Origin of the sequence: Streptomyces sp. NBC_01142, from assembly GCF_026341125.1 — a bacterium.
Taxonomy (GTDB): domain Bacteria; phylum Actinomycetota; class Actinomycetes; order Streptomycetales; family Streptomycetaceae; genus Streptomyces.
Window position 1 is genome coordinate 3,704,022 of the sequence record NZ_JAPEOR010000001.1, and the last position, 25,583, is coordinate 3,729,604.

Below are 25,583 nucleotides of genomic sequence, written 5' to 3' on the forward strand. Positions count from 1 at the left end.
CGGGCGAGTTCACACGACGCCGAGAAAGCCCGGATCAACTCCATCGAACTGTCGGCATGAGTCCCGGGCGACACCGAGCAACTCCATGATCGGCACGGCGCGACGACTGGTCGCGGACATGTCCTGACGTGCCTCGGCGGACCACAACGGCGGAAAAATTGATACGGCCTGATCGCTGTTCAGTGCCCGGACCTCGTCCCTCCAGCCTGGCCAGCGAAGATCGGCGTAGAACTCGTCGAGTGCCCCGGACACCAGCCAGGTCATCCACGCCGAGTGGCCGACGCCCAGAGTCTCCCAGCGAAGGGAATCCGGGGCGAAGTAGACAATCTCTCCAGGGGTACCGGGACGGCCGGCGCTGGCGGGGTCCCCGCCGTTGAGAGCGAAGACGCCGCCCAGCACGTCGTACGCCACCACCAGGCCGGTATCCGCCTGCCACGCCGGGTCGAACGCTCCAGGGAGCCGATTGACCCGAGCCAGACTCGGCATCCCTGCCGCCCCGCCCAGGGGGCTGCCGAGGACCCGCAGCCATCCGTTGTCCACCAGCAGACCGCCGCAGTGCAGCACTACCGCGCCCAGGTACGACCTGGCCGTCACCTGCAATTGGAGGAGCGATGCCTTACCCAGCTCGGTATCGGGCGGAAGCACGTCGATGGGCACGGGCCCGGCACCGAGGGCCTCCCTCAGCTCCGGCCAGGCCGGTTCCTCGGCATCGATCAGCTGGCTCAATTCACGCATGCCCGCATCGTCGCACCCACACCTAGCGCCCCGACCGGCAGGTCATCTCGACGAACCACCCGCCTGTCGAGATGAACTCTTACTACTCCAACGCGGTTTCGTGATCTGTCCAGTGGGTTCGTCGGCAGACCGTCCTTGGTAGTGGCTGCGTCGGGCTGTTGTCTGGTGGCGTCTGCGTCAGTTGGACCAGTGCAGCAGCCTGGCCATGGACATGGCCGGTGGGATGAGGACGGCGGTGAGCAGGTGGCGGATGTCCGGAACGGTCAACGTGATCGGGTCGCGGCTACGGGCGGGTGGTGCGGATCGGCGGCCCGGCGGGGGGCCGCGCCGGCTGCGACAGCAGCCAGGAAGGCCAGGGCGAGCATGGCGAGTGTGATGTGGCGGTGCCATGAGGTCCAGTGCCTGACCTGGTAGTGGTCGAGGCCGCCCTGGCTCTTGGCGGCCTGGAAGCACTCCTCGACGCTCCAGCGGACGCCGGCGACGCGGACCAGCTCCGACAGGGCACCTTGGTGGGTGACCCCAATGATCACGCGGTGGCCGTACCTGTTCCCAGCCCTGCTCCTGCGTCGCTTCGGGCGCGATGCGACGCCGTGTCCTATGCGGTGCCGGGACCGTCGAGGAAGCGGACCAGCACGGCGGCCTCCGCGCGGAGCTGCGCGACTCGGTCAGCCTGCGCGGGCGCAGTCAACTGCGCTGCGACCTCCAGCCGCTCGGCGGCCTCGGCCCGCACGACATCCACCACACTGCGCTCGCTCAGCTCACGCCGTGCTGCTTCGGTGGCGCCGACACCAACCGGCGACTGCTCAAGGGCCACGCCTCGGAGCTCAGCTTCGTCCACGGGCACCGCCTCAGCGTTGTCCAGCGCAGCAAGCGTTGTGCGCAGGGCGCTCACTGCGGCCTTGTCACGGGCGCGCATCGCTTCCGGCAGTGCTTGACGCATACGAAGACGTAGAGACATGCCGATGAGCTTATGGCGGCGCCCCGGGACCCACAACGCGATATACGTGCAGCACCAGACTTCCGCCGACTGAGGCGCTACACCCCCGACAAAATCGCGAAGTCAGACTGGAGTATGAGGGAGACTTTCGGCCTCAGGAAACCCGTTTGATCGTCCAGGTGTTGGGGTCATGGCTGGGCACTGCTGAGTACTGGCAGGCGCCGCTGTAGAAGCGGTTCACCTGCACCCAGCCCGCCGGGGGCAGTGTGGAGGCGCAGGCGTTCACGGTGGAGCCGATGGGCATGCCGGAGACCTGCTGGATCTTCTTCATATTGGGGTTGAACGTGGTGCCGCACGCCCAGCTGTTCCACCACTGCACATCGACCCAGCCGGACGGCGTCAAGGAGCTCGAGCACATGGTCGCGGTGTCGCCGGGGGAGGCCGAGGCCGATGGCCCGGGGAGCGCGACGCATGCGGCAGCGGTCAGCAGGGCCAGCGAGGCCGAACGGAGACGGACCATGGTGGTACCTCCAGATTCATCGATCCCTATGCGTGAACTCCACAATCCATACCGTTCCTCCATATGTGAAAGTAGTCAGTTATCGGACTGAGCTCATCGTGACCGAAAAATGGGTGCCGCCCACGATCGCTGGCTCTACCTCCTCCGCGCCGGGTGTGTCGCCTCACGAGTTATGCGTGTTCTGCGAGATGGGCACCCCTCCTCGGCTGCAGAGATGCAACGGGACTGTTGAACAACTGGCTTCGTTCTACCCGGATGACGGCAGGGTCGAAGCGGTCGCTGTGCCCGGATCGCCGATCGTCCGATCGTGGTGGCGGCGGCGGATCCGGGAGAGATTTGCGTATGGGTGCTGTCTGGGACGTCGTAGGCGGTCCGGTGGGCCAGGGCGCCGCCGTGTCCGTAGTGTGGTTCACGCGCATCGCGCGGGCCCGCCCCGGCGTCACGGTGGGGTGGCAGTGGCAGCGGGCCTGGGTGGAGGTCTTCTTGTCCGCTCTGATGACGTACTCGTCCGCGCTGAGCGGTCCATCTCTCGACCGGTGACGGGTTCTCAGGCTGCCGGGAGTTATGGCTGGGTGGCCTGTTGTGGGTGTGGCAGGTGATGCTTGGTGTGGATGTTACGGATGCGGCGCTCGGTCGGGCTGGTCCGGTGGCTGAACCTGGTTGGCAGTGTGCAGGTGTGAGGGGGCGGCGGGGGCGTGGAGTTGCTGGACGTGTCGGATCCGGGGGCTATTGGTGGTTATCCACTGCTGGCGCGGCTCGGTGAGGGTGGCATGGGGCAGGTGTATCTGTCCCGGACTGTGGCGGGGCGTCCGCTGGCGTTGAAGACGGTGCGTGCCGAGTTCGGACGGGAGCCGGGGTTCGAGCAGCGGTTCGCGCGTGAAATCCGTAACAGCGACCGGGTGCGCTCCCCTTGGACCACTGCGGTAGTGGACTACAGCCCGGTGGGGCAGCGCCCGCAGTGGCTCGCCACGGAGTACGTGGCCGCGCCGTCCCTGGCGGAGTGGGTGCAGCACGGCCGGCTGCCCGAGCGGTCCGTGCTGGCTCTGGCGGCCGAGCTGTGCGGGGCGCTGGGGGCGGTACACGGGGCGGGGCTGGCCCACCGGGATGTCAAGCCGTCCAATGTGCTGTTGGGCCGCCGTAGTCCTTTGCTCATCGACTTCGGCATCGCGCGCGCCATGGAGGACTCGCGTCACACGAGGACCGGCGGTGTGATCGGTTCTCCTGGTTACCTGGCGCCGGAGCAGGCGGGTGCCGGGGGATCGGGTGCGCCGGGTGATGTCTTTTCCCTCGCTGCGGTGCTGGTGTACGCGGCGACGGGACTGGGCCCCTTTTCCCACCCGGACGAGGAGGTCTCGGCCGCGGTGTTGCTCTATCGCATCGTGCACGAGGAGCCGAACCTCGACGGCGTTCCGGCGGTCCTGGTCTCGCTGTTGCGGTCCTGCCTGGCCAAAGACCCCCGGAAGCGGCCTACGGTCGCCGCCGTCGGCGCGCTGCTGGAACGCCTGGGGGGCCGGACCGGTACCTGGCCTCAGCTGCTGCCTGAGGCGCTGGAGAGGGATCTCGCCATGCGGGAGGAGGAGGCGCACGCGTTGGTCTCCGCAGCAGGGCAACCGTTGCCTGTGGCAGCTGTGCCACGTAAGCCTGAAGATCGGCCGACTTCTGACGGCGCAGGGACCGCCGATCCGCCGACTGCCGGATTCCTGCGACGGTGGCGTTCGGGCCGTACCGGCTGGGCGGTCGCAGGGACCGCTACTGCGGCCCTGATCGCTGCGGCGGGCATGCTCGTCGTGCAGCATCTCTCCGGCAATGACGCGTCCGGCGAGACACCTTCGCCGTCACCCACCGTCGCTTCGCTTCCCGCTTCGTGGGCCGGTACATGGGTCCGCGCCGGCCCGGGCACCCCAACTGCCGACGGCGTCACCCAGGCCCGGACCGACCGGTTCGGCGTCACTCTGACCCTCCACCCGGCACTGCGGGGTGAGCTGGCCGGCAAGCAGGTCAGCAAGGTGACCGAAGTGGGGACCGGCCGTGAGCTGGGGTGCACCGAGGCCCTGCAACTGCGTGAGGTACGCAGGGCATCGATGGTCTTCGAGGCGGTCACCAGCCACCCCACCGACCAATCGGCCGCCGTCTCCTGCCCCAAGGGCAATATCTACGTCGTCACGATGACCGGCCACGACACCCTGGGCCTGGGCGACGAAGGTGCCCAGTCCGCCGGGGCGCCGTCCACCCTCACCCGGCGCTGACGGACGCGCCCGCCGACCAGGCGGTGCCATGTCCTAGCCGGGGCCTGCCGTCAAGTGATCTTGCGGCTGAGATCACGGCCGAGTGATACGTCGCCATGAACTGTCCGATGTGGAGTGGGAGTTTGTCCGTTCGCTGCTCCCGGTTCGGAGCGGGACGGGAAGCGGCTGGACGACCGGACGGTCCTCAGCGGGATCGTGTGGTGGCGTATCTGCCCGCGGGTGGAACGGGAATCTCCGGTCAGCCAGATCGGTTGGTCCATGAACAACGCTGTTTCGGCACGCCGTAGCGGCTGATGAAATAGTGACCTTCTGCATGGAGAGTCCGTTGAGCGGTCTTGATCCTAAGTTCATCACATTCGACATGTACGGAACCCTGACTGACTTCGCCATCGGATCCGCCGCCAGAGAGGTGATCAAGGACGTAGCCCCGCCTGAGGGGCTGGACACTTTCCTCCACCGGTTCAGCTGCTACCAGCTCGATGAAGCGATGGGCGATTGGCGACCTTACGATGACGTGATTTCTCGATCCTTCGAGCGGGCTTGCAAGAGCACCGGAGTCGAGTTCCGGCCGAGCGATCCCGCCAAGATTTTCGCGGCCGATCCCAGAATGGGGGCCCCACCCCGACGTCCCAGAGCCTCTCGCGAAGCTCGCTGAGCATTTCCCTCTCGCAATCATCTCCAACGCGGCAGACAGACACGCAGATCAGAACGTTGCGAAGCTCGGCGCATCGTTCCACGCGGTGTACACAGCGGAGATGTCGCAGGCCTACAAGCCAAGACTGCGCGCATTCGAGTTCATGTACGAACAGCTGGGCTGCCGGCCCGAGGAGACGATGCACGTGTCGTCCAGCCCACGCTACGACCTGCAGTCAGCAACCGACCTTGGCGTGAGGGACACGGTGTATCTCAACAGAGGAAACGAGCCGTCAGCGCCGTTCTATCACGCCTACGAGGTCACGTCCCTCGCTGGTGTGGTGGACATTCTGGGCATCTGAAACTCGATGACACCCGCGCGCTGATCGCGGTGTCCGCTTGCCAGCAACCGGTGCCAGGCCGACCAGGACCCGAGTACGTGGGTGCCACCCGTTGAGCTTGTCGTTCAACCTCCGGCAACCGCGTCCTGTGGGCGCGCATGTGTCGTCAACTGGCACCAGCCGCGTCTTCGTTCAGCAGACAGCGTCGTCCACCCGTACTCACTGCTTCCTGAAGTGCTCGATCAGACGCGAGTAGCTGTCATTGGCATGGCCGTCTCCCACGGCCTTGTTCACGAGGCCGAGGGTATAGCCGGGGAATTCGACGTCGATGTTCCGCGCCCTGCTCTCGCGGACCAGGTCCTCGACCGAGGGCCGGTGGTGCTGGAGCGCTCCGTACTGCGTCGCGTACTCACCACGGTCGACCTCGTCGGCGATCACCGGGAAGGACGCCAGTAGTGCGGTAACGGACGGGCCGGCGTCGTCCAGGAACCGCTTCACCTCGATGCCCTCGCTGGACAGCAGAGCGGCCGCGTGCAGGAATCCGTTGAGCGCGCCCCACATGGTGCCGTGCACGGCCATTCCGTACAGGGCCGGTACACCGGCGTCGGCCGAGATCAGCGTTCCCCGGCCACCGATGAGCTGGAGCGTTGGATGAAAGTGGTTGAACACGGCGTCGGAACCGCCATAGAAAATCACCGTCTCCGTTCCTCCGATGCCCGGAGCGATCGTCATGATCTGCCCATGGAGATACTGCGCGCCCTGGTCCCTGACCCACTCGGCCACGGCCCTGGCCTCTGCGGATGTCCCATCCGTGAGGTTGAGCACGGAGCGGCCGGAAAGCGCGTCGCCCGACGATTCCAGAACCTCGCGAGCCGTCGCGTTGCCCTTCACGCTGACGACCACAAGAGGACTGGCGGCAACGGCGTCGCGGACAGTTGCGGACCGCTCAGCCCCCCTGGCGACCAGGGTGTCGGCCTTCTCCGGCGTACGGTTCCACACGGTGGTCGGGTGCCTGCCATCCAGGAAGGCGCCGGCGAGTGCGAAGCCCATCTCGCCCAGACCGATCACGGTCACGGCCGGCTGGGCATCGGTTCGTTCTGAGGCAGTGTTCATCACAGTCGCTCTCTCCCAGGTTGCAGTGGTTCAGCCCATCCAGGGCCGCCACTGGTGCTGCGCGAAACGTCACGCTAGAACCTGAACCGAAGTTGAGGTCAAGGTCATCCGCGATTCGCGACGGTCGAGGATCGGAAACGGCATCTGAGCCTGCTCTGCCTGCGAGGCACGCACCCCGTGCAGTTCGGACAGCGGCTGCTGGCGACGCGGGAGTGCGCCTGGCCTTCGCGGTCCTCGGCCGGGAGCGGCGGGGGCTGATGCGTGAACCGCCACACCAGGCACTGACTGTTCCGCTCGGGATTCCGGAGCAGACCGCCCCCGGCCGGAGCCGCCAGGTTGTCCGCAAACGTCTCGCCGCCCTCCGGGCAGGCATCGCCGAACCGGTCCGGGCCGACATCCCCAGCCCCCGCAAGATCACCTTTTTTCTGAAGTAGTGCCAGCGATCTGCCACCTCCAGCGCGTTGGGGACGGCCTGTCTGATGGCCTTGGTGAATGCCATGAGGCGGTCTCGGCACACGATCTCGGCGCCGGGGTGCTTCTGGAGCCAGGCGGCGACCGTGCCAGTCCCCGATCAGGCGACACGTCCACCGACCTGGAAGTCTCGATGTCGACGAGGACGGTGCCGTAGGTCCGGCCCCTCCGGAAAAGCGAACTCGTCGATTCCGAGTATCCGTGGTGCCTGGGCCGGCACGGGCCGAGTGGCCAACTGCCCCAAGAGGGTCGTCCGCCGGCCGTGGAGTCGCAGCTTCGTGCAGAGGCGTTTGCCCGGGTGGCCGCCTGAACTCGGCGACAGCAGCATCTCAGCACGCTCTGACACTCCGGAGCAGTGGCTATCCGGCGACGCCCGGAGTCTGGGACTGTTCTGCGGACGTCGGAACGGCAGTCAGAACCCCGTAGTTGGCCAGTCTGAGCACTCTCGTTGGCGACTATCCGCTGTCGGCGTCGCTCGCGCTGCTCTCGACATCGCCACTGTCGCCGTCAAGCCCGCCCCGGCACCCGCCCTCCCGTCCACCGAGCCGCCCCAATCCGGGGCCGCGCGGCGTTTCATGTCCGCCGTGGCCGCGGGCAAAGGGGAGCCGATCGCTGTATTCGACGTACCCGTGATGAGCGAAACTCATCCGCTCCGCTAACATGTTCGAGCTCACAACGATCACGTTGAAATATGACAAACGGGCTGAAAAATTGATATCTAGGATAACGCGAGGGCCTTCGCGAATAGACGGCAGCCTTCGGTTGGCTGCATGGCGTCAACCACGCGTCATGCTGTGGGTCGCGGTGAGTGTGGTGGCCCTCGGATTCCTCATTGCACTGGAGATCGCCGCGCGCCGGTACGGCGTGCCGGGGCCGATGACCAACCAGGTGCGAGAGGTGATACTCGCCCCCAAGTCAGGGCCGCTGCTGTACGCCGGTATGGCGTTGATGATGGTGGTGCTCACCTGGCGGCAGCGGTTCGTCGCGGTCGGCGCCGCCATCGGCATCGACGTCGTCTTCTGGCTCGTGCGGTGGGCTGTCGACGCCGAGATGATGGCCGGCAACGGCGCGTTGTGGGTGGTCCTGGCCCATGCCGTCATCGCTGTCACGCGCCGCACCGGCCGGGACCGTGTCCTGCTGCTGAAAGGCGTCGGACTGGGCCTGCTGCTGGTGACCGGCCGCAAGACCGGCGACACCTGGCTGCTGATCACGTCGAAGACCCGTCCGATGGTGCTCGACCAGTATGTGGCAGCCGCCGATCACGCGTTGGGCAGTCCGTCGTGGCTGGTGGGCCGGATCGTCGAGGCAACCGGCCCGCTCGGCGCCCACGTTCTCGACTGGGTCTACGTTCAGCTGGGGGTGGCCGCGGTCCTCGTCGCGCTGTACCAGCTGCGCAATGTGGCGGCCGAGCGCAGCTTCCCGGGCCATCATCTGGTGCGCACCTTTCTGGTCATCGGCCTGCTCGGCCCGGGCATCTACATGATCTACCCGGTGGTCGGACCCGTCTTTGCCTACGGTGCCGACGGGGGGCACTGGGCGGTGACCAACCTGTGGCCGGACACACCGCCGCCGGTCACTACCCCGCACCCGATGCCCTTCGACGAGATCACCCCGCGCAATTGCATGCCCAGTCTGCACACGGCGTGGGCTACCGCGATCTTCATTCATTCCCGCAAGGGCCCGCGGGCTCTGCGATTCGCAGGCGCGTTCTGGCTGATCGCCACGCTCGGCGCAACGCTGGGGTTCGGCTACCACTACGGCGCGGACATCGTTGCCGGTGTGGTGTTCACGCTCACGATCGAGACGGCGTTGCGCTCCCTCGACCGCGGGTGGGACCGGCCGGGAATCCAGCTGGTCGTCTACGGCGCCGCGGTCTTCGCTGCGCTCTTGGCGTCGTATCGCTATCTGTCGATGGAGATGGCCGAATATCCGTGGGTGTTCGGTCCGCTGCTCATTCTGGCGATGACCTCAGTGCTCTACGGCTACGTACGGACCACCACGCTGTGGGATCGGAAGGCCGCGTCGGCGCATCTGCCGGAACCGCGACGCGAACCGCAGCCCGAACTGGTTTGAGTCATGTTGTAGCGGGTCGTGGGCTGAGCGCCTCCCGGGTGGGCCGGCAGTGTGGTTGGTTCTGACCGGTTAGTGATCACTGATGCGATGTGGGACCGGATCGAGCCGCTGATGCCGGCCGATCCGGTCCGCGGACGACGGTGGGCCGACCACCGCAGGACCCTTGAGACCGTCGCGTGGAAGTACCGCACCTGCTCGCCCTGGAGGGATCTGCCCGACGAGCTCGGGTCGTGCTTTCCCGGCATCAGCTGTCGTTCGCGGGCCCCGGCAAGATCCGGAGTACACGCCCCCAGGTCTTACGAGACTGTGACACCCCTAGGACTCACGGGGTGGACGGGACTGATGTGCTGCCAGAGTGTGCCGCCAACGAGGGCCCGCCGTCAGGGACTTGATCCGGACGTGCGGTCGGATTCAGCAGAAAGCGAGCACACTCCATGAATCAGCGGCACAAGATGAACCGCACCAGGCGAAAGGCGCTCCTCGCAGTGGCCGGTCTGGTGCTGGGAGGCGGCGGCCTGGCGGTCGTCAACGCCGGGGCCAATGCCAGCAGCCCCGGCGGACAGACGGCCGCAGCGGTCGCCTGTCCGTCGGTGGAGGAGCGGCTGCCGGACGTTTCCGCGGGGGCTCGTGCCGAGGTGCGTCGGGACCTGAGCCTCATGCGGCAGGACATCGTGGCGGCCGACGCCCGGCTGGCCTCCGGCAAGGGCGTGTCGTCCCGTTCCGTCCTCGGACGGCTGTGGTCCAAACGCTCGGCCGCTCTGGAGCGGATCGAGATCGCCGTCGAGCGGGGCGGAAGCGCGCGTCCGCAGAACCTGCAGAGCCTCTCGCTCTGCACCGTCCAGGACGGGAAAACTGCCGAGGTGAAGGCTCAGGGCGGCCAGCAGCAGGGGGCGGGACAGCCCCCTGCCGGCGCGCCGGGGGCCGGGCAGCCACCCGCGGGCGGGCCGTCGCCCGAGGACTTCGTTGACATCACCACCGTCCCGCCGAACGTCCAGAAGGCGCGGGCCGGCCGTTCCGCCTCGACGGGCACATTCCGGTCCAGGTGCGGTGTGAACGCCCAGGGGCTATTCAACTCCGACAATGTCATCGTGGCTCCCGGGGTGGCCAACGGCGCCCACCACACCCACGACTACGTGGGCGCGGTCGGTGTCGACGGATTCACCACCAACGAGTCGCTGGCCGCCTCACGGACGACCTGCACCAACGGCGACCGATCGACGTACTACTGGCCTGTGCTGCGGGACCGCAGCGGCGTCCAGGAGTCGGACGCCGACAAACAGGGCGGAGGCGCCGAGGGCAACATCGGCGCGATCCTCACCCCCGCGACCGTCTCATTGCAGTTCGTCGGCAACCCCCGGTCCAAGGTGACGGCCATGCCGCGGTTCCTTCGCATCATCACGGGCGACGCCAAGGCCAACGCGAACGGCGGAGCCAACGCGAACGCCCGCTTCACCTGCACCGGCTTGGAGAACCGCGTCGAGCTGAAGGACAAGTACCCGATCTGCCCGCAGGGCAGCAAGCTGATGCGGGTGTCCAAGTTCCAGAGCTGCTGGGACGGCAAGAACACCGACAGCGCCAACCACCGCTCCCACGTCGCCTTCGCCGACGCCCGGGGCACGTGCCCCGCCGGGTTCCGGCCGATCCCGCAGCTGGTGCAGCGCGTCACCTACAACGGCCTCGCCGGCTCCACGGGTTTCGCGATCGACAGCTTCCCCGAGTCGCTCCACAAGCCCGTCACCGACCACGGTGACTTCATCAACGCCATGCCGGACGCGCTGATGAAACAGGCCGTCAGCTGCATCAACACCGGCCGCCGCTGCGGCTGACCGCTTCCACACCCAGGCCCGGCAGCGAGCAGCACGCTGCCGGGCGACCCGCACCTCGGACCGCGTCGCACCCCGGCCATTCACCGGACGCTCGCCTACGCCGCACCGTAACTGCGCTGCCGGAGGATCCGGTGGGGTCGCACGCGGAGTACGTCTGGCAGATCTCGGAGCGTTTGGCGAATGTCGAGGATGCGGCTATGCGTGCTGAGCGGATTGGGGCCGGAGTAGTCATCTGGTAGAGCGACGCAACCTGGTCCTGACTGGCGACAACGCAGCCGGGCGCACCCCCGGCGAAGCTCTGGGGGAGTGCGTGCCAGGGCACGCGAGCCCGGCAAGATCCGGAGGCTCTGGCCGCCGCTCACCGCAGCGACGCGGTCGGCGGGCGCTCGCGGACGGCGCCGTAGGCGAGGAAGTACGCCGGCACCCGGTTCAGCCACCGCGAGGTGGTGAGCAGCTCGGTCAGCCGCTGCGCCCGCCTGGGGTTCCCGAACGGCGGGCGGCCCGCCAGCACCGGTTCGATGACGCGCGCGTGGGCGGTCCGTTGCAGCGCCTGCGTCACGACCGTGGTCGGCCTGCGGCGGCGCTGGACGGCGCGTACGTCCCGGAGCCCGACCGCGCCCCGGCGCAGCGGTTCGACGAGATAACGGGCGGCGGCCACGGCGTCCTCGACGGCGAGGTTGATGCCGATGCCGAAGACCGGCGACATCGCGTGGGCCGCGTCGCCGATGCACAGCACCCCCGGGCGGTGCCAGCGCCGGAGGCGGTCGAGTCGTACGTCGAGGAGCTTCACGTCGTCCCACGACCGCAGCGAGTCCACCCGGTCCGCCAGCCACGGGACGGCGGCCGTGAACTCGGCCATGAACTGCTCCAGTCCGGCGGCGCGGCGCTCGGCGTCGGTCCCCTTGGGGATCAGACCGGCGCACTGCCAGTAGTCCCCGCGGTCGATCATGGCGCAGAAGAACCGATCGCCGACGCCTCCCACCAGCCCGTGCGGGTCGCCGTCGCGCCGCGGCAGCCGGAACCACCAGGCGTCCATCGGGCAGGTGAATCTCCGCAGCCCCAGTTCGGGCAGCGACCGGGCCAGCGAACCCCGGCCGTCGCAGGCCACCGTGAGGGTGGCCCGCAGTTCGCCGGTGCGGCCGTCGGAGGTGCGGTAGCGCACCCCGGTGACCCGGCCGCGCTCCTGCAGGAAGGCGGTCGCCTCGGTGTTCATCCGCACGGAGAAGGACGGCTCCCGCGCGGCCTCGTCCACCAGCAGGTTCAGCAGGTCCCACTGCGGCACCATCGCGACATAGTTGTACGGGCCCCGCAGTGCGCCGATGTCTCCGACGGTGACCAGCGAACGGTCCGGTCCGAGCGGCAGCTGGACCGTCGTCACCCGCCGCTGCGGCAGCCGCGCGAACCGCTCGGCCAGGCCCAGTTCGTCCAGCAGTGCCAGGGTGGACGGATGCACGGTGTCGCCGCGGAAGTCGCGCAGGAAGTCGCCGTGCTTCTCCAGGACCGTGACCGCCACGCCGGCTCGGGCCAGGAGCAGGCCGAGGACCATTCCGGCGGGGCCGCCACCCACCACACAGCACGTGGTCCGCTCCATCGCGCCCCTCCCTTCGGTGAAACCCCGGGATCTACCACACTGGAACTACTGGGACATATACCCTCTAATTCGCCGCGCTGATCGCGAGGTACTCCGGGAGGCATCATGAGCCAGCAGCCGGTCCTTCTGCCCTACGCCGACCCGGCCTTCGTGGCGGACCCCTTCCCGCTCTACCGACAGCTGCGCGAGGACGGCCCCGTACGCCGCGCCGTCATCGCAGGCGGCCTGGAAGCCTGGCTGGTCACGCGGCACGAGGACGGCCTCGCGGCCCTCTCCGACGCGCGGCTGAGCAGCGACGTCCGCGACGCGTCGGACACCCGTCTCCTGCGGCAGCTGCCCGAGACGGAGCGCGAGTCCATGCTGAGCAACATGCTCCGCTCCGACCCGCCCGACCACACCCGCCTGCGCCGACTGGTCTCGAAGGCGTTCACCGCGCGCAGGGTGGCCAAGCTGCGACCCCGCATCCAGGAGATCACCGACGCGCTCCTCGACGCGGTCGTGCCGGCCGGCCGCGCCGACCTCGTCGAGGACTTCGCGCTGCCGCTCCCCGTCACGGTGATCAGTGAACTGCTCGGGGTGCCCGTGGCGGACCGGCACGAGTTCCAGCGGTGGACCGACGACATGATCATGCGGGGGGCCGAACCGCCGGATCCGGCGGTGGTGAACGCGGCATGGCAGGAGATGCGCTCGTACCTGACGAAGCTGCTGGAGGCCAAACGGGATCGGCCCGGGGACGACCTGCTCAGCGCGCTGATCACCGCCCGGGACGAGGAGCAGCAGCTGGACGAGGACGAGCTGATCGCCATGGCGTTCCTGCTGCTGGTCGCCGGATACATCACCACGGTAAACCTGATCGGCGGCGGCATCGCCGCGCTGCTCGCCCACCCCGACCAGATGGCGCTGCTGCGGGCCGATCCGGAGCTGTTGCCGGGAGCGATCGAGGAGTTCCTCCGCTACGACGGACCGGTCAGCCCCGGCATCGCCCGGTTCGCGCGCGAGGACGTCACCATCGCCGGCGTGACCGTCCCGAACGGTGCGACCGTGCTGGTCGCCTCGGCCATCGCCGACCGCGACCCGGAGCGGTTCGCCGACCCCGACCGCCTGGACATCACCCGGCGGGACAACGCCCACCTTGCGTTCGGGCACGGTATCCACTACTGCCTGGGGGCGCCGCTTGCCCGGCTTGAGGGCCAGATCGCCATCGGGGCCGCCCTGCGCCGCCTTCCCGGCCTCTCCCTGGTTGTACCCCTGGGCGAGCTCCGGTGGCGGCCCGGCGGACTGCGAGGTCCCGAGCACCTGCCGGTCACGTTCACGCCCGGCGGCTAGAGGTGCTTGGTTAGGTTGGTGGCTGTCTGCTTCTTGGGGTGGGTAGGGGCGTCCGCAGGTGGTGCAGGTTCCGGCCCAGCATCGGTGTGGTGGCGGGCAGGTTGGAGGTCCAGTAGCCGGTCGGGGCCTGCTCGCCGGCGGGCCGTTCCACCAGCACCGTCCGGACCGGCAGGACCGTCCCATTCGTAGTGACCGCCGCCTGCTTCCTGGGCGGTACGCAGCGACTGCTTGCCCGCCGGCCGCACCCGCAGCACCGCGAACCGTGACGTCATCGGCCCCTTGCTGCCTTCACGTCAGGTGACTTCGGTGAAGTGGGAGACCGGTGCTTCGGTGGCGAGGCGGGGCAGGGACTGCGGCGGGGTGCGGTAGCGGGCAATGTGGGCGGCGCGAGCCGGCCATAGGCCGGTTGGTGCGGCTCGGCCGCCTCAGGGTGGGCGACCTCCCCGTCAGTGCCGCCACACAGGACAGTCCCCGCTCCTCCAGGATGAGGCGGAGGGGCGTACCCGTGCCGTATCTCGCGTCGGCCACCACCACCCGAGGGGTCAGCTGCCAGTCGGCGGGCATGTCCAGCAGGCCAAGGGCCAGACCCGCCACTTCTCCTGGCGTCCGCCCCAGTCGGGCACTCCGGCCGCCCGGCGGCGGTCCGGGTCATCGCTCCGTTCCCGGGGCGGATTCAGCTGCCGGTTCAGCGGGCAGGAGGCGGTGTCGGTGGCCAGCGGTCCGTGGTGGGGGCGCCGTTTACGAGCGGCGAAGGAGGTTCCTCGCAGTTCAGCGTGACGTCCGGGGAGTTGGCTTGTTCTGTGCGAGAGCCGGGGCGTGCGTCGGCGGCTGGAGCGTGGCGACGTCGGGGTGAGCCGTCTCGATGGCTTGGGGTACGTCTCGTGTTGGGTGTGCTCGGTGAGAGTGTGCCAGTCGGCGGATGGCGAGCCTGTTGGCCAGGCCCCGGGTCTTGCCCGTGGTGGGCGGGGCACGGTACTCGACGGCGGCACGATGACATGGGGGTCCCTGGTGCCTGGTCTGTGGGTTGCGGCTTATGCGGGTATCGCGCGTTGCTGTCGATAGGTGAGCGGGCTGACGCCGTAGTCACGCTTGAAGGCGGTGCTGAAGGTGAACGGGCTGGTGTAGCCGACCTGGGCGGCCACGCGGAAGATTGGCACGTTGTCTTGTCGCAGTTGGTCGGCGGCGAGGGCCAGGCGCCAGGAGGTGAGGTAGGCCATGGGCGTTTCGCCTACGGAGGCTACGAACCTGCGGGAGAAACCGGCGCGGGACATCCCGACTTGCTTGGCCAGGGATGCGACGGTCCAGGGTTGGGCGGTCTGGTCGTGCATCAGGTCCAGTGCGGCGCCGACGATCGGGTCTGTGCCGGCGCGGAGCCATCCGGGCGGGTCAGCGTCCGGGGAGTTGGCCCAATGGCGTATCGCGGTGACCGTGAGGCCGTCCAGCAGCCGGTCCAGCAGGCTGGCCTGACCGATTCCCTCGCCGTGGATCTCCTCAGCAAGGACGTCGATGAGTCCGGGGCGGTGGTCGGCGGCCCGCATCAGCAAGGCCGGCGGTAGCGCTCCGAGGAGTCGGGAACCGATCTCGCTGACACTCTGGTAGGTACCGACGAGCATGGCGTCGCGGCCCCTCGCGGCGTTCCCCCAGGTGCGTACCCCCCGATGAGTGGGAAGCTCCAGGTTCGCGCCGGCCGGTGTCTCGCACCGGCCGCCGGGGTGGATTACGGCCTGCGGTGGGCGGGCCATCGCGTCGGCGAACAGGTACGGGTCGGGTCGGGCGATCAGCAGCAGGTCACCCGCGCACAACTGCACCGGGTCGCCTGTGTCGGGTATGTAGCAGGCCGATCCGGCTGTCATCGCTACCACGGACAGTGGTGCCTCGTCCTGCACCCGCACGGCCCAGGGCGGTGTCATCGTCACCCGGAGCAGGAAGGCGCCCTGTGCGCGTGGGGCGTCCAGCAGGGCGGTCAGCGGATCCATGAACCTCACGGTAGACGAATTCACATGGATGTGCGGCTTTCAATCATGGATGGTCTCGCCACATCCTGCTTTTCTGAACGTATGACCACTACACCGAACACAGGCGAGTTCGCAGCCTCCGTCCGCCCGTCCGCCGTGTCGGGCCTCTGGAGACGTGAGGAATCCCCGAAGGAGATGTCGTCATGACCGGGCAGCAGCGCAGCGGGAACAGCGTCTTCAGGACCGTGGTCCTGATCATGGCCACGATGACGACCGGGCTGTTGGCGGGCTTCTTCGTGAACTGGTCGAACACGGTCATGCCCGGTCTGAGTAACGTCGATGACCGCACCTTCGTCGCGGCCTTCCGGGCGCTCGACGCAGCGATCACCAACCCGCTGTTCCTCGGTGTGGGGTTCATGGGCACGCTGCTGTTCACGGGGCTGTCCGTGGCTCTCCATCTCCGCGTGGAGCAGCGGCCGGTGCTGATGTGGGCCGGGGCGGCACTGGTGTGCTGCCTGGTGGTATACGCGATCACGTTCGGTGTCCATGAGCCCCTCAACGAGAAAATCCGGACGGCCACGGAGCCCGGCAGCAACGCCGATCTCGCTGCGGTACGCGCCCAGCTCGATGAAACGATGTGGACGGCCTGGAACACCGTGCGGGCTGTCGCGGCAACGATCGGGTTCGGCTGCCTCACCTGGGCACTCGTGATCCATCGCGGACTCGGCCAGGCCACCGGCCGACCGACAGAGCGGCCAGCGACCAGTTCGGGCCAGCCACGTTGGGACACCCGCCACCGATAAAACAGACCCTCATGTTGGTGGTCGGGCGGTCACCCGCAACCGCCCGACAGCCGCTCTCGAGCCACACCACACCCCGATGCCACGCGCCGAAGCGGCGGATCCTGCTGGTGACCTATGGCGTAGCGGTTGCCAGGTCCAACGGGTCGACATCCCAGCCCCCCCCGCGTCCTCGCCATCGTGGGTGACCTCAAGGAGCAACGCGAAGCCGTACGGATGCGCCGGCCCTCGTTGGCGTACGCCTCACACAGTGATCAGGCGGAACTCATGCGGCAGATCGCAAGGGAGATTTGGTGAACTCGAGGAGGACCAGCTCGGAGCATCCTCTTCGTTCGCCCGAGCGGTCGTCTTCGTCGCTGACCGTTTCTTGGGCATCTCGTGGACGGTGGCGTGCTCGCCGGTCTCCCCGCGTGATGCGCGCGCTGCCTTCACCGACTCGTTCAGCGCTGCCATGAGATCGACCACCGGCGCCCGCGGTGCCTGCTCCTCCACTGCCGGGGCAGGTCGCTTGCCTTCGAGCTTGGCGCTGATGACCTCCTCGAGGGCCTCGGTGTAGTGGTCGGTGAGGCCACTGAGGTCGTCGGTGGTGAGGGTGGCGGTCAGATCGAGCGCACTCTGGAGCTCGTCATCGGGCACGCTCTCTTCCTGCGGAGCAACGGCGGCGGGGGAGCGGACCTCGTCGGCGGCCAGCAGCTGGTGGAGGACGAGGACGCCGTCTTTCACCCGCAGGAACCCGCGCCGCTCGCGGTCGCGGAGCGAGTACCGGGCGATCGCAGTTTTGGCGTTGTGCTCCAGCGTCCGCTGCGATGCGTACCGCCCCCCGGGACAGGTACACACGGGGGATGCGGCAGATTAGGCGGCGGTACGTATCGGACGGACGGTTGGAAGGGATGGCGATGATTCTGGAGCTGCTGCCGGAGGTGGGAGTTGCCACGCTCAGGCTCGGCATGTCGGCCGACGAGGCGGTCGGTGCCGCGCGCGAACTCGCCTTCGCCCCGTCCGACCCGGACTACGGCGACGCGCCTGGACAGGTGCCCTGCGAGCACGGGGAGTCCCGGACGGAGTTCACTCTCGGCTTCACCAAGGGCGCGCTGACCGACATCCATGTGCACCGGTTCCGAATCGAGGACGCGGATGTGACGGTCGTCCTCGACGGGCTCGACGTCTTTCGAACTCCCAGCGACGAGCTGCTGGAGCGCCTTGAGGAACGGGGCTGCGCGGTCGAGCAGAACGATGACGGAGTGGACACCCTTCCCGACCTCAAGGTGATCCTGTCGAACGAGAGCAGCTATGAGTACCCGATGGACGAGGAGGGGGACCCGATCTACTTCGACTACGCCCTCGTCACCTCGGTGGACTTCCGGGGGCCGCGCGGGGACTGACTCCGGCGTCCGTCGACCGGGCCGGTCGTCCTCGGCCTGCTCGCACTCCGCTGGTCGGTGATGCCACGCACCCGGCGGGCTGCTCGCGCGGCCGCGCACGGTGGGCGTACACCCGCATCAATGCCGCCGTCGCCCTTCTCGAACATCTCGCCACGCTCGACACCACCCAGCGCGAGGTCGATCGGTGGCTCGCCGCCGGCCCCAGCACCCGTTATGAGTTGCGGGACTTCCTCGTATGGACGGCCCGACGCAGCCACAGCGAAGACCCATGGTTCGATGCCATCGACCGGCTCCCCGTCGCCGAGGAACACCGCGCCGGCTACAAGGATTCTCGAAGCCTGGCAGCTCGGCGAACAAATAATCGGTTGCCTGTTGGCGATGGTGGTGGATGCAATGTCCGGCATGGTCACCCAGGTGCGCCCGCCACGGCGAGATGAGATGAACGCGTACTACCGGGCCGTGCCACTCTGCGATCCGGGCATACGGCAACCGAATCGTCACACGGGAGACGCCAACGCATGAATACGCCACCATCGCCACATGGAGCGGAGCGGACTGACGGATCATCCGTCCAGATCGGCGCTCTCGTTCCGCTGACTCGGCCTGGCTGGGTAGAGGCAGGCCAACACTTGCTGGCTGGACTCGAGCTGGCCGTTCGCGAAGTCAATGACGCCGGCGGGATCGTCGGAAGACCACTCGAGCTGGTGGTCCGAGACACCGCGGCTGATCCACAGAGGGCCGCGGCGGCCGTAGATGAATTGGCTCGCCTGGGCGTGGCTGCCTTGGCGGGGGAGTATCACAGCGTCGTCGCTCGCGCCGCTGCCGCCAGGGCCGACGCCCTCGGCCTGCCGTTCCTCTGCTCGTCAGCGGTTCTCGACGCGCTCACCGAACAGCCGACGGAATGGGTCGCGCGCCTCGCCCCGGCGCAGTCCCACGGCTGGCAGATCTACGCAGACTTCCTCCTCAGCGCGGGCTACAGTCGAATCGCCGTAGCAGCCGAGTCGAGTGTCTACTGGGCATCTGGTGCCCGCATTCTGCGGGACTACCTCGCTCCACGCGGCGGCACCGTCATCGAACTCGACGTGCGCGCGCTCGCCCCCACGGCCGTATGCGACGAACTCGTCGACAATCGCGCGGCAGCCCTCCTTCTTCTGGTCGGCCACCCGGAGCCGGCGGTGTCGATCGTCAAGTCTGTCCGCCGCGACCAGCGCCTCGCCGAGATCATGATTGGTGCCCCGGCCGGGCAACCGGAGTTTGCCGAATGGGCGACGTTGCTGGGCGACGACAGCGCCGCGATCCCGTTCTTGCGCTACCTGCCCGAGCGCCTCAGCCCACTCGGTGCACGAGTCGAGACGGCCCTCCGCGAGCGGCTAGCCGAAGCGCCCTCCTTCGTCGCGTTCGAGGGCTACGACACCATCGCCGTCCTCGCCGATGTGCTGCGTTCTCACGGCGGGGAGCGGGCGCGCACTGCCGAACCCTGGCCGCGCGTTGCAGTCGAAGGCACCCGCGGGCAGATCCAGTTCTCCCGCACGCCGGGCATCAGCGTTTGGCAATGGGCTTGGACGCCAATCCAAGTCGTTGATCGAGATCCGGCGGAACCCGATCGCTTTCGGATCCTTCACGCCAGCTGAGAGAGCACGGAGGTCCGACTGCCCAGATCTGTCCGAACCTGAGGCTGTCTACTTAATACGGGCTCTCAGCTTCGCGGCGGGGCCCGACCGCATTCTGAGACTCTCGCGCGGCAGCCGGCACCAAGGGATGTCCCGCAACTGTCTTGGCATGAAGGTTGGTTGTCAGGACTGGATCCTGGGGACCACTGAGGCGCTCCGTCGCCACGGTCGCGTCGTTCTCGCGGACTGTCCGGTTTGGTCACCTGGTGTCCAAGGTGACCCAGGGCGCGACGGGTGGCGGGCGGATCCGTCTGGGGAAATGAGCGGCAGAGTCCGCCTGCTATGGTGCGCCGATGTCAGCGATCAAGAAGTTCCAAGTCACCTTTGACTGCGCAGAACCTGAGCGCCTCGCTCGTTTCTGGTGTGAGGTGTTGGGGTACGTCGTACCGTCGCCGCCAGAGGGGTTTGCCACTTGGGATGATTTCAAGCTTTCGCAGCCACCTGAGCAGCGGGATTCATGGTTCGCCTGCATAGATCCCTCAGGTGTGGGCCCGCGACTGTACTTCCAGCGCGTCCCCGAAGGCAGGATCGTCAAGAATCGGGTGCATCTCGACGTCCGGGTCGGCACCGGGCTCGTGGGGGACGAGCGCCTCGCCACGCTCGAAGCCGAGTGCGCACGACTGGTCGCGCTCGGCGCCACCCACGTGCAAACGCTGTATGCCGATGAGGAAAACGAGTCGTGCATCCCCATGCTGGACATCGAGGGCAACGAATTCTGTATCGACTGAGCATTCTCCGAGCCGGGGAGGCGGGGAGCCGCCTCCCCGGGGCCTCTCTGGTCTCGTATGGGGCGGGAGTTACCCCGTGAGGGCGAGGTTGTGTAGCCGGGCGATGCCGAGCATGGCGGTGTGAACGCCGTCGCCTTTCAGACGGCAGTCGCGAAGGATCTTCCAGGTCTTCATCCGCGCGAAGGCGTGCTCGACGCGGGCCCGGACCTTGCGGTGGGAGGGGTTGTGCTCCTCTTTCCCAGCTGGCAGTTCGGTCTGGCCGCGTTCACGGCGGTGCGGGATGAGCAGGCCGGTGCCCCGATAGCCGCCGTCCGCGATGACCGTGGCCCGGCCGACGGCGGCCTTCGCGCCGGACTCCTCCCATGCCTTGCAGTCGTTGCGGTTGCCCGTGACCGGTCGGCCGACGGCGACGACAAGTCGGGTATCGGCGTCGATGACGACCTGGTGGTTGGTGGAGTACCGATAGTTCTTCGACTGCGTGGCGACGGCATGGTCCCCGGTCGGGACCAGCGTGCCGTCCACGATGAGGACGGTGTTCTTGGCGAACCGTTTGCGGGCTGGAGCGCGAGCATCGGCCCGAGGTGATCGATGATGCGGTCCGCCGCCGACTTGGACACCCCGAACAGCGGGGCGAGCTGGCGCATCGTCAAGTTTGTTCGCCAGTACGCCGCGACCAGCAGTGTCCGGTCCTCCAGCGGAATGCCCCACGGTCGGCCCTTGCGGACCACATCCGCACCCTCGCGCCGCAACAGCCCCACCAGCTTGCCGAACAGGCGAGGGCTCAGCCCGGTGAACGGGGCTATCCAAGACGGCTCCGACGCCGTGATCACACCAGCCACATCAAGACCATCTCATCCGCGACCAGCTGTCACAGGACGCTATGAGGCTGAGTAAATGTTCGAACGCAATACGAGGAGGATGCGGACGGTGCTGCCTGCTTACGCGGTCGAGGTTGGAACCGAACCGCTGGTCCGTCCGGCGCGGAACTCGGTGGGAGGCTGGCCCTTCCTCGACCAGGCCCAGGACTGGCCCGAGTGCTTCTGTGGTGAGCGGATGGCACTGTTCTTCCAGTTCGACATCCCTTGGGACCTGGAGCCTTTCGGCGGAGACCACCTCCTTGTCTTTCACTGCCGTGCGCACAACGACGCATCCGACCCCCAGCTTGCTGATGGCCGGCTCGTACCGAAGTACTGGGACGCTCCGCAGCCGCCCTACCCGGCTCCGTTCTGGCGTGTACTGATTCAGAGCCCCGCGGCGCTGCCGGCCCCGGAAGCCGAACCGTCCTTGTGCGCGCTGCCGCTGGCTCTGCGGCCTTTCGTGGATACCCCCGTCGGGGCCCAGACTTTCAAGGTGGGCGGTACCCCGTCCTGGGCGCAGGATCCCGAGTACTACAGGTGCGCATGCGGCGCGGACCTGGTGTATGTCTGCCAGATTCCCGAGGGCAGGGACTTCGCTGTCCACCCCGGCCAGCCAGAACAGCCCTACAGCGTCAGGGCCGACACCTACTGGCTGTTCCTGGGCAACGAGGTCTACCTGCTGGCGTGCCCGGCCCGCTGCGATCCGGCGGCCATCTGGCCGGTCAACCAGCACTGACGCCTCAGCATCACCGCCCCTGCCCCACCCCAGCGGTGCCCAGTAACCACCACCGCGAGCAGGCAGCCACCGCTCCGGAGATCATTTACGGACGGTTCTTAGGTGGGCCCCGCTGCCGTTCTCCGGTCAGTTCCACCCGTCCGGGCGTCGATTTCGGCGGCGCCCGGGATCGCGCCTGGCGGTGTCACTGGACGTCGGTAGCGTGACCGCCGTGATGGTGGGCACCGAAGACACGAGACTGGTCGTGCTGCGCGGCAACAGCGCCGCGGGCAAGTCGTCCGTCGCGGCCGGCGTCCGCGACAGGTTCGGCCGCGGCCTGGCCCTGGTCGGCCAGGACAACCTGCGCCGGATCGTGCTGCGCGAGCGGGACCGGCCCGGCGCGGTGAACATCGGCCTGATCGACCTGACCGCCCGCTACGTCCTGGACGCCGGGTACCACGTGGTGGTCGAAGGGATCCTGTATGCCGACCACTACGGCGAGATGCTTGCCCGGCTGCGCGCCGACCACCGTGGCCCGACCCACGGCTACTACCTGCACGTGCCGTTCGAGCAGACCCTCGCCCGCCACGCCACCAAGCCGATCGCGCACGAGGTCAGCGAGCCGCAGCTGCGGGACTGGTACCGGGAACTCGACTTGCTGCCCGGTGGCATCGAGACCGTGATCAAGGCCGACAGCACCCTCGCGGAGACGGTCGACCGCATCATGCTCGACACCGGCCTGGCCGGCCTTCCGGCGCTGGAGCACTGAAAGCAGGAGACCCCGGGCCATGAGTCCCGGGGTCTCTCTGTGCTTCGTGTGTCCGGCCCGGCTCTGTTCACGAGAAAGGGTTCTGGCTCAACTTCCGTGCAGCGGCCACTCTCCGCCACTGTCCTGTGTCACTGAAGATTGATCCTTGTCAGCGGAGTTTGATCACCCGCAAGTTCGTGCCACCGAAGGTTGGTTGAGCGATACAGGGTGCGGCGCCGCCCACTCCTCAAGCCGAGAGCGCCGGTTCCTGCCAGTCCGGGTCATGCGCGCACGCGGCCGCCAACTCGTCCAGAGACACGTGCAGCGCGGCGGCCAGGGCCGCGATGGTGAAGAAGGCGGGGATCGGGGTCCGGCCGGTTTCGATCTTGAGCAGGGTCTCCGCGGAACCTCCCGCCGCGGCCGCCACCTCCGCCATGCTGCGGCTGCCGCGCGCTCGACGCAGCAGCGCGCCGAACCGCTCGCCGCGTTTCCGTTCCCACCGTGCCAGAGGAGTCCTCACCATGGCCGTGATATTAATACCGGTATAAGTATTGGATCGACGTTCTGCTGGGAGTCAAACACATGGTGGAGATCAAGACCGATGCCGCATTGGACGCGATGCGGGAAGCCGGACGTGTGGTGGCCCGCGCCCTGGCCGCGGTCCGAGAAGCAGCCGGCGTGGGGGTGTCCCTGCAAGAACTAGACGAAGCGGCCCGGTCAGTGCTGGCCGAGGCCGGAGCCGGCTCCCCGTTCCTCGGATACCGGCCGTCCTTCGCCCCGGTCGCTTTCCCGGCCGTGATCTGCACGTCCGTCAACGACGCCGTGTCGCACGGCATCCCCACCGGCTACCGGCTGCGCGACGGCGACCTGGTGAGCATCGACTGCGGCGCCCAGCTCGACGGCTGGACAGGCGACGCGGCCATCACCTTCACCGTCGGAACGCCACGCCCCGGCGACCTCGATCTGATCGACGCCACCCAGCAAGCCCTCGACGCCGGCATTGCCGCCGCCCAGGTGAGCAGTCGCATCGGCGACATCTCCCACGCCATCGACACCGTCGCCCGCAAGGCGGGCTGTGGCATGCCCGCCGACTTCGGCGGCCACGGCATCGGCCGCCGCATGCACGAAGACCCTCATGTCCCCAACCGCGGCCGCCCCGGCCGTGGCTTCCCCCTCCGTCACGGCCTGGTCCTCGCCATCGAACCCATGCTCATGGCCGGCGGGCAGAACACCTACCGCACCGATATCGATGGCTGGACCCTGCGCACCACCGATGGCAGCAGGGCCGCCCACATCGAGCACACCGTCGCCATCACCGACCAGGGCCCCCGCATCCTGACCCTGCCCTGACGTTCTCCCGGACGCTGCCGGATCCGGGCCATTCGATGCCCGACGGCACGCCCCATCCGTTGCGCTCCCGTCGCGCGGAGGTCGCATCCCGCCGGGCAGGCGGGGGCGGGAACACCGGTCCAGCGCGATGACGCGGCCGGCACCGTCGTGTCGGCGGGCAGCGCGGTGCGCAGGTGCACGATGCCGTTGATCCGCACCTCGGAGCGGGTCCCGATCAGTGCCCCGTTGAAGACGCGGCTGCCGGTGGCCAGGAAGACCTCGTCCTCGACCCGGCAGCCGGTCAGGTAGGAGGTGGGGCCCACCAGGACCTGCGGTACCAGAATCAGCGGATCCCGTCGGGTACCACGCAGGACCGCGTTCTCCATCACGATGCTGTCCTCGCCCAGCTCCACTGGCCCGCCCTCGGCGGTGAGCACCGCACCGAACAGCACCCGGCACCCGGCCGCCACTCGCACCTCCCCGCACAGCGTGGCGGTCGGAGCAACATAGGCCGTGGGGTGGACCGTCGGCGAACGACCCTCATGAGCGAGATGCCGCCTCCGGTGCGGTCACCCGTTGAGGGACTGCATCAGCTCGGGCGCGTAGCGGTCGCCCGCGGCGACACCTCGCGGCGCCACGGCCTCGATGGCCGCGAGATCCTCGTCGGTGAACGTCACGTCCGGGGCAGCGGCGTTCTCCTCCAGGTAGTGGCGGCGCTTGGTGCCGGGGATCGGAACGGCTCCCTGTCGCAGTACCCAGGCCAGTGCCAGCTGGGAGGGGGTGACCGACTTCTCCTGAGCCAGACGCCGGACCTCGCCGACGACGGCGAGGTTGCGGGCGAAGTTGTCACCCTGGAAGCGTGGGTCGGTACGGCGGAAGTCGTCGGCGGTGAAGTCGTCGGGCGTGGTGATGGCGCCGGACAGGAAGCCGCGGCCGAGGGGTGAGTACGCGACAAGGCCGATGCCGAGTTCGTCCAGGGTGGCCTTCACATCGTCACCTTCGATGCCCCGCTCGAAGAGCGAGTACTCGGTCTGCACCGCGGTCAGCGGATGGACGCCGTGCGCGCGCCGGATGGTCGCGGCCGCCGCTTCGCTGATACCGAGATAGCGGACCTTGCCGGCCGTGACGAGTTCCGCCATGGCCCCGATGCTCTCCTCGATGGGCACGTCCGGGTCGACGCGGTGCAGGTAGTACAGGTCGATGTAGTCGGTTCCCAGGTGACGCAGGGACCGGTCGGCGGCCCGGTGGATGTACTCGCGCCGCCCGTTGTGGCCGATCATGGAACCGTCGTCGGTGAACTCGATTCCGGTCTTGGTGGCGATCACAGCCTTCTCGCGGCGGCCGGAGAGCGCCTTTCCGATCAGCTGCTCGTTGACGAACGGGCCGTATCCCTCAGCCGTGTCCAGCAGGGTGATGCCGAGTTCCAGCGCGCGGTCGATCGTGGCCAGCGACTCGGTCTCGTCGGTCGCGCCGTAGAAGGCGCTCATCCCCATGCAGCCGAGGCCTTCGGCTCCGACGACCAGACCCTGCGACCCGAGTTCCCGCTGTTCCATGACTCTCTCCTCAGTGCGTAAGTAAGTAACTAAC

26 protein-coding genes and 4 pseudogenes are annotated in these 25,583 nt (G+C 68.1%); 16 read left to right on the top strand and 14 right to left on the bottom strand.

The genetic code is table 11. The annotated features are described in order from the left end of the window. Positions 1 to 9: 9 nt before the first annotated feature. The 4 genes and pseudogenes from OG883_RS16625 to OG883_RS16640 all read right to left on the bottom strand — a co-directional run bounded on the left by OG883_RS16625 (position 10) and on the right by OG883_RS16640 (position 2,192). Entirely contained in the window at positions 10 to 735 is a 726-nt protein-coding gene (locus OG883_RS16625; RefSeq protein WP_266540804.1) for a DUF2625 domain-containing protein, read from the bottom strand. A 263-nt stretch (positions 736 to 998) separates the two neighbouring features. Further along, positions 999 to 1,235: pseudogene (locus OG883_RS16630) on the bottom strand (IS701 family transposase); the annotation flags it as partial. A 95-nt stretch (positions 1,236 to 1,330) separates the two neighbouring features. Next, entirely contained in the window at positions 1,331 to 1,651 is a 321-nt protein-coding gene (locus OG883_RS16635; protein ID WP_323180926.1) for a hypothetical protein, read from the bottom strand. Between the two features lie 175 nt (positions 1,652 to 1,826). After that, positions 1,827 to 2,192, bottom strand: a complete 366-nt coding sequence (locus tag OG883_RS16640; RefSeq protein ID WP_266540809.1) for a hypothetical protein — start codon at positions 2,190 to 2,192, stop codon at positions 1,827 to 1,829. A 342-nt stretch (positions 2,193 to 2,534) separates the two neighbouring features. On the opposite strand from OG883_RS16640, the gene OG883_RS16645 reads away from it, so the two are divergent. From OG883_RS16645 to OG883_RS16655, 3 genes are all read left to right on the top strand, one after another. Continuing rightward, the gene (locus tag OG883_RS16645; RefSeq protein WP_266540811.1) at positions 2,535 to 2,732 is read left to right on the top strand and encodes a hypothetical protein; all 198 of its coding nucleotides are present in this window, start codon (positions 2,535 to 2,537) and stop codon (positions 2,730 to 2,732) included. Positions 2,733 to 2,887: 155 nt separating this feature from the next. Next, positions 2,888 to 4,438 (top strand): serine/threonine-protein kinase, encoded by a 1,551-nt coding sequence (locus OG883_RS16650; protein ID WP_266540814.1) that lies wholly within the window; start codon positions 2,888 to 2,890, stop codon positions 4,436 to 4,438. Between the two features lie 599 nt (positions 4,439 to 5,037). Beyond that, positions 5,038 to 5,433, top strand: coding sequence for an HAD hydrolase-like protein (locus OG883_RS16655; protein WP_266541626.1), 396 nt, complete (start codon positions 5,038 to 5,040; stop codon positions 5,431 to 5,433). A 198-nt stretch (positions 5,434 to 5,631) separates the two neighbouring features. Here the strand turns inward: OG883_RS16655 and OG883_RS16660 are convergent, their stop codons facing one another. Beyond that, complete coding sequence (locus OG883_RS16660) at positions 5,632 to 6,525, bottom strand: NAD(P)-dependent oxidoreductase (RefSeq protein WP_266540817.1); 894 nt, start codon at positions 6,523 to 6,525, stop codon at positions 5,632 to 5,634. Positions 6,526 to 6,782: 257 nt separating this feature from the next. On the opposite strand from OG883_RS16660, the gene OG883_RS16665 reads away from it, so the two are divergent. The 4 genes and pseudogenes from OG883_RS16665 (at position 6,783) to OG883_RS16680 (ending at position 10,895) form a co-directional block, all read left to right on the top strand. After that, a complete protein-coding gene (locus tag OG883_RS16665) occupies positions 6,783 to 6,959 on the top strand; it encodes a hypothetical protein (RefSeq protein WP_266540820.1) in 177 nt (58 codons plus the stop codon). 826 nt (positions 6,960 to 7,785) lie between these two features. Continuing rightward, positions 7,786 to 9,069 (top strand): phosphatase PAP2 family protein, encoded by a 1,284-nt coding sequence (locus OG883_RS16670; RefSeq protein ID WP_266541629.1) that lies wholly within the window; start codon positions 7,786 to 7,788, stop codon positions 9,067 to 9,069. Between the two features lie 87 nt (positions 9,070 to 9,156). After that, positions 9,157 to 9,300, top strand: a pseudogene (locus OG883_RS16675) (transposase); the annotation flags it as partial. Positions 9,301 to 9,503: 203 nt separating this feature from the next. Next, complete coding sequence (locus OG883_RS16680) at positions 9,504 to 10,895, top strand: DUF1996 domain-containing protein (protein ID WP_266540821.1); 1,392 nt, start codon at positions 9,504 to 9,506, stop codon at positions 10,893 to 10,895. 358 nt (positions 10,896 to 11,253) lie between these two features. On the opposite strand, the gene OG883_RS16685 is transcribed toward OG883_RS16680, so the two are convergent. Beyond that, positions 11,254 to 12,486, bottom strand: coding sequence for an FAD-dependent oxidoreductase (locus OG883_RS16685; protein WP_266540824.1), 1,233 nt, complete (start codon positions 12,484 to 12,486; stop codon positions 11,254 to 11,256). 105 nt (positions 12,487 to 12,591) lie between these two features. Here OG883_RS16685 and OG883_RS16690 point away from each other — a divergent pair, with 105 nt between their 5' ends. Then, positions 12,592 to 13,812 carry a cytochrome P450 gene (locus OG883_RS16690; RefSeq protein WP_266540827.1) on the top strand — a complete coding sequence of 407 codons (1,221 nt, stop codon included), beginning with the start codon at positions 12,592 to 12,594 and terminating at the stop codon, positions 13,810 to 13,812. Here OG883_RS16690 and OG883_RS16695 read toward each other — a convergent pair. The 3 genes from OG883_RS16695 to OG883_RS16700 all read right to left on the bottom strand — a co-directional run bounded on the left by OG883_RS16695 (position 13,809) and on the right by OG883_RS16700 (position 15,788). Next, positions 13,809 to 14,084 (bottom strand): hypothetical protein, encoded by a 276-nt coding sequence (locus tag OG883_RS16695; protein ID WP_266540830.1) that lies wholly within the window; start codon positions 14,082 to 14,084, stop codon positions 13,809 to 13,811. The genes OG883_RS16690 and OG883_RS16695 overlap by 4 nt on opposite strands. Before the next feature lie 16 nt (positions 14,085 to 14,100). Next, positions 14,101 to 14,376 (bottom strand): transposase, encoded by a 276-nt coding sequence (locus OG883_RS47015; RefSeq protein WP_353963136.1) that lies wholly within the window; start codon positions 14,374 to 14,376, stop codon positions 14,101 to 14,103. Positions 14,377 to 14,843: 467 nt separating this feature from the next. Next, entirely contained in the window at positions 14,844 to 15,788 is a 945-nt protein-coding gene (locus OG883_RS16700; protein ID WP_266540832.1) for an AraC family transcriptional regulator, read from the bottom strand. A 182-nt stretch (positions 15,789 to 15,970) separates the two neighbouring features. Here OG883_RS16700 and OG883_RS16705 point away from each other — a divergent pair, with 182 nt between their 5' ends. After that, positions 15,971 to 16,570: a DUF1772 domain-containing protein gene (locus OG883_RS16705; RefSeq protein ID WP_266540835.1), complete on the top strand. Its 600-nt coding sequence runs from the start codon at positions 15,971 to 15,973 to the stop codon at positions 16,568 to 16,570. A 159-nt stretch (positions 16,571 to 16,729) separates the two neighbouring features. After that, positions 16,730 to 16,864, top strand: a pseudogene (locus OG883_RS16710) (ParA family protein); the annotation flags it as partial. On the opposite strand, the gene OG883_RS16715 reads toward OG883_RS16710, so the two are convergent. Beyond that, entirely contained in the window at positions 16,811 to 17,404 is a 594-nt protein-coding gene (locus OG883_RS16715) for a Ku protein (RefSeq protein ID WP_266540838.1), read from the bottom strand. The pseudogene OG883_RS16710 and the gene OG883_RS16715 sit on opposite strands and share 54 nt — an antisense overlap. Positions 17,405 to 17,457: 53 nt before the next feature. Here OG883_RS16715 and OG883_RS16720 point away from each other — a divergent pair, with 53 nt between their 5' ends. From OG883_RS16720 to OG883_RS16730, 3 genes are all read left to right on the top strand, one after another. Next, on the top strand, positions 17,458 to 17,949 hold the full coding sequence (locus OG883_RS16720; protein WP_266540840.1) for a hypothetical protein: 492 nt from the start codon (positions 17,458 to 17,460) through the stop codon (positions 17,947 to 17,949). Positions 17,950 to 18,467: 518 nt separating this feature from the next. After that, the gene (locus tag OG883_RS16725; protein WP_266540843.1) at positions 18,468 to 19,580 is read left to right on the top strand and encodes an ABC transporter substrate-binding protein; all 1,113 of its coding nucleotides are present in this window, start codon (positions 18,468 to 18,470) and stop codon (positions 19,578 to 19,580) included. A 332-nt stretch (positions 19,581 to 19,912) separates the two neighbouring features. After that, on the top strand, positions 19,913 to 20,347 hold the full coding sequence (locus OG883_RS16730) for a VOC family protein (RefSeq protein ID WP_266540847.1): 435 nt from the start codon (positions 19,913 to 19,915) through the stop codon (positions 20,345 to 20,347). Between the two features lie 69 nt (positions 20,348 to 20,416). Here the strand turns inward: OG883_RS16730 and OG883_RS16735 are convergent. After that, positions 20,417 to 21,186, bottom strand: a pseudogene (locus OG883_RS16735) (transposase). Positions 21,187 to 21,241: 55 nt separating this feature from the next. Here OG883_RS16735 and OG883_RS16740 point away from each other — a divergent pair. Next, entirely contained in the window at positions 21,242 to 21,940 is a 699-nt protein-coding gene (locus OG883_RS16740) for a hypothetical protein (RefSeq protein ID WP_266540850.1), read from the top strand. A 214-nt stretch (positions 21,941 to 22,154) separates the two neighbouring features. After that, on the top strand, positions 22,155 to 22,688 hold the full coding sequence (locus OG883_RS16745; RefSeq protein ID WP_266540853.1) for a kinase: 534 nt from the start codon (positions 22,155 to 22,157) through the stop codon (positions 22,686 to 22,688). Between the two features lie 226 nt (positions 22,689 to 22,914). Here OG883_RS16745 and OG883_RS16750 read toward each other — a convergent pair whose 3' ends face one another. Continuing rightward, entirely contained in the window at positions 22,915 to 23,190 is a 276-nt protein-coding gene (locus tag OG883_RS16750; RefSeq protein ID WP_266540856.1) for a helix-turn-helix domain-containing protein, read from the bottom strand. A 59-nt stretch (positions 23,191 to 23,249) separates the two neighbouring features. Between OG883_RS16750 and map the strand changes: the two genes are divergently transcribed. Further along, a complete protein-coding gene (gene map / locus OG883_RS16755; RefSeq protein ID WP_266540858.1) occupies positions 23,250 to 24,017 on the top strand; it encodes a type I methionyl aminopeptidase in 768 nt (255 codons plus the stop codon). On the opposite strand, the gene OG883_RS16760 is transcribed toward map, so the two are convergent. Both OG883_RS16760 and OG883_RS16765 read right to left on the bottom strand, forming a co-directional pair. Then, positions 23,900 to 24,466, bottom strand: coding sequence for a gamma carbonic anhydrase family protein (locus tag OG883_RS16760; protein WP_266540861.1), 567 nt, complete (start codon positions 24,464 to 24,466; stop codon positions 23,900 to 23,902). The two genes, map and OG883_RS16760, sit on opposite strands and share 118 nt — an antisense overlap. A 99-nt stretch (positions 24,467 to 24,565) precedes the next feature. Further along, on the bottom strand, positions 24,566 to 25,549 hold the full coding sequence (locus OG883_RS16765; protein WP_266540870.1) for an aldo/keto reductase: 984 nt from the start codon (positions 25,547 to 25,549) through the stop codon (positions 24,566 to 24,568). Between the last annotated feature and the right edge of the window lie 34 nt (positions 25,550 to 25,583).

Bases quoted from the DNA above. Each gene is read 5' to 3' on its own strand.
- OG883_RS16740 (WP_266540850.1), top strand. From the start codon at position 21,242: ATGTTCGAACGCAATACGAGGAGGATGCGGACGGTGCTGCCTGCTTAC.
- OG883_RS16660 (WP_266540817.1), bottom strand. From the start codon at position 6,525: ATGAACACTGCCTCAGAACGAACCGATGCCCAGCCGGCCGTGACCGTG.
- OG883_RS16645 (WP_266540811.1), top strand. From the start codon at position 2,535: ATGGGTGCTGTCTGGGACGTCGTAGGCGGTCCGGTGGGCCAGGGCGCC.
- OG883_RS16635 (WP_323180926.1), bottom strand. From the start codon at position 1,651: ATGCGCGCCCGTGACAAGGCCGCAGTGAGCGCCCTGCGCACAACGCTT.
- OG883_RS16670 (WP_266541629.1), top strand. From the start codon at position 7,786: ATGCTGTGGGTCGCGGTGAGTGTGGTGGCCCTCGGATTCCTCATTGCA.
- OG883_RS16695 (WP_266540830.1), bottom strand. From the start codon at position 14,084: ATGACGTCACGGTTCGCGGTGCTGCGGGTGCGGCCGGCGGGCAAGCAG.
- OG883_RS16765 (WP_266540870.1), bottom strand. From the start codon at position 25,549: ATGGAACAGCGGGAACTCGGGTCGCAGGGTCTGGTCGTCGGAGCCGAA.
- OG883_RS16730 (WP_266540847.1), top strand. From the start codon at position 19,913: ATGTCAGCGATCAAGAAGTTCCAAGTCACCTTTGACTGCGCAGAACCT.
- OG883_RS47015 (WP_353963136.1), bottom strand. From the start codon at position 14,376: ATGCCCGCCGACTGGCAGCTGACCCCTCGGGTGGTGGTGGCCGACGCG.
- OG883_RS16685 (WP_266540824.1), bottom strand. From the start codon at position 12,486: ATGGAGCGGACCACGTGCTGTGTGGTGGGTGGCGGCCCCGCCGGAATG.
- OG883_RS16720 (WP_266540840.1), top strand. From the start codon at position 17,458: ATGGCGATGATTCTGGAGCTGCTGCCGGAGGTGGGAGTTGCCACGCTC.
- OG883_RS16705 (WP_266540835.1), top strand. From the start codon at position 15,971: ATGACCGGGCAGCAGCGCAGCGGGAACAGCGTCTTCAGGACCGTGGTC.
- map (WP_266540858.1), top strand. From the start codon at position 23,250: ATGGTGGAGATCAAGACCGATGCCGCATTGGACGCGATGCGGGAAGCC.
- OG883_RS16700 (WP_266540832.1), bottom strand. From the start codon at position 15,788: ATGGATCCGCTGACCGCCCTGCTGGACGCCCCACGCGCACAGGGCGCC.
- OG883_RS16640 (WP_266540809.1), bottom strand. From the start codon at position 2,192: ATGGTCCGTCTCCGTTCGGCCTCGCTGGCCCTGCTGACCGCTGCCGCA.
- OG883_RS16665 (WP_266540820.1), top strand. From the start codon at position 6,783: ATGCGTGAACCGCCACACCAGGCACTGACTGTTCCGCTCGGGATTCCG.
- OG883_RS16625 (WP_266540804.1), bottom strand. From the start codon at position 735: ATGCGTGAATTGAGCCAGCTGATCGATGCCGAGGAACCGGCCTGGCCG.
- OG883_RS16680 (WP_266540821.1), top strand. From the start codon at position 9,504: ATGAATCAGCGGCACAAGATGAACCGCACCAGGCGAAAGGCGCTCCTC.
- OG883_RS16725 (WP_266540843.1), top strand. From the start codon at position 18,468: ATGAATACGCCACCATCGCCACATGGAGCGGAGCGGACTGACGGATCA.
- OG883_RS16750 (WP_266540856.1), bottom strand. From the start codon at position 23,190: ATGGTGAGGACTCCTCTGGCACGGTGGGAACGGAAACGCGGCGAGCGG.
- OG883_RS16690 (WP_266540827.1), top strand. From the start codon at position 12,592: ATGAGCCAGCAGCCGGTCCTTCTGCCCTACGCCGACCCGGCCTTCGTG.
- OG883_RS16745 (WP_266540853.1), top strand. From the start codon at position 22,155: ATGGTGGGCACCGAAGACACGAGACTGGTCGTGCTGCGCGGCAACAGC.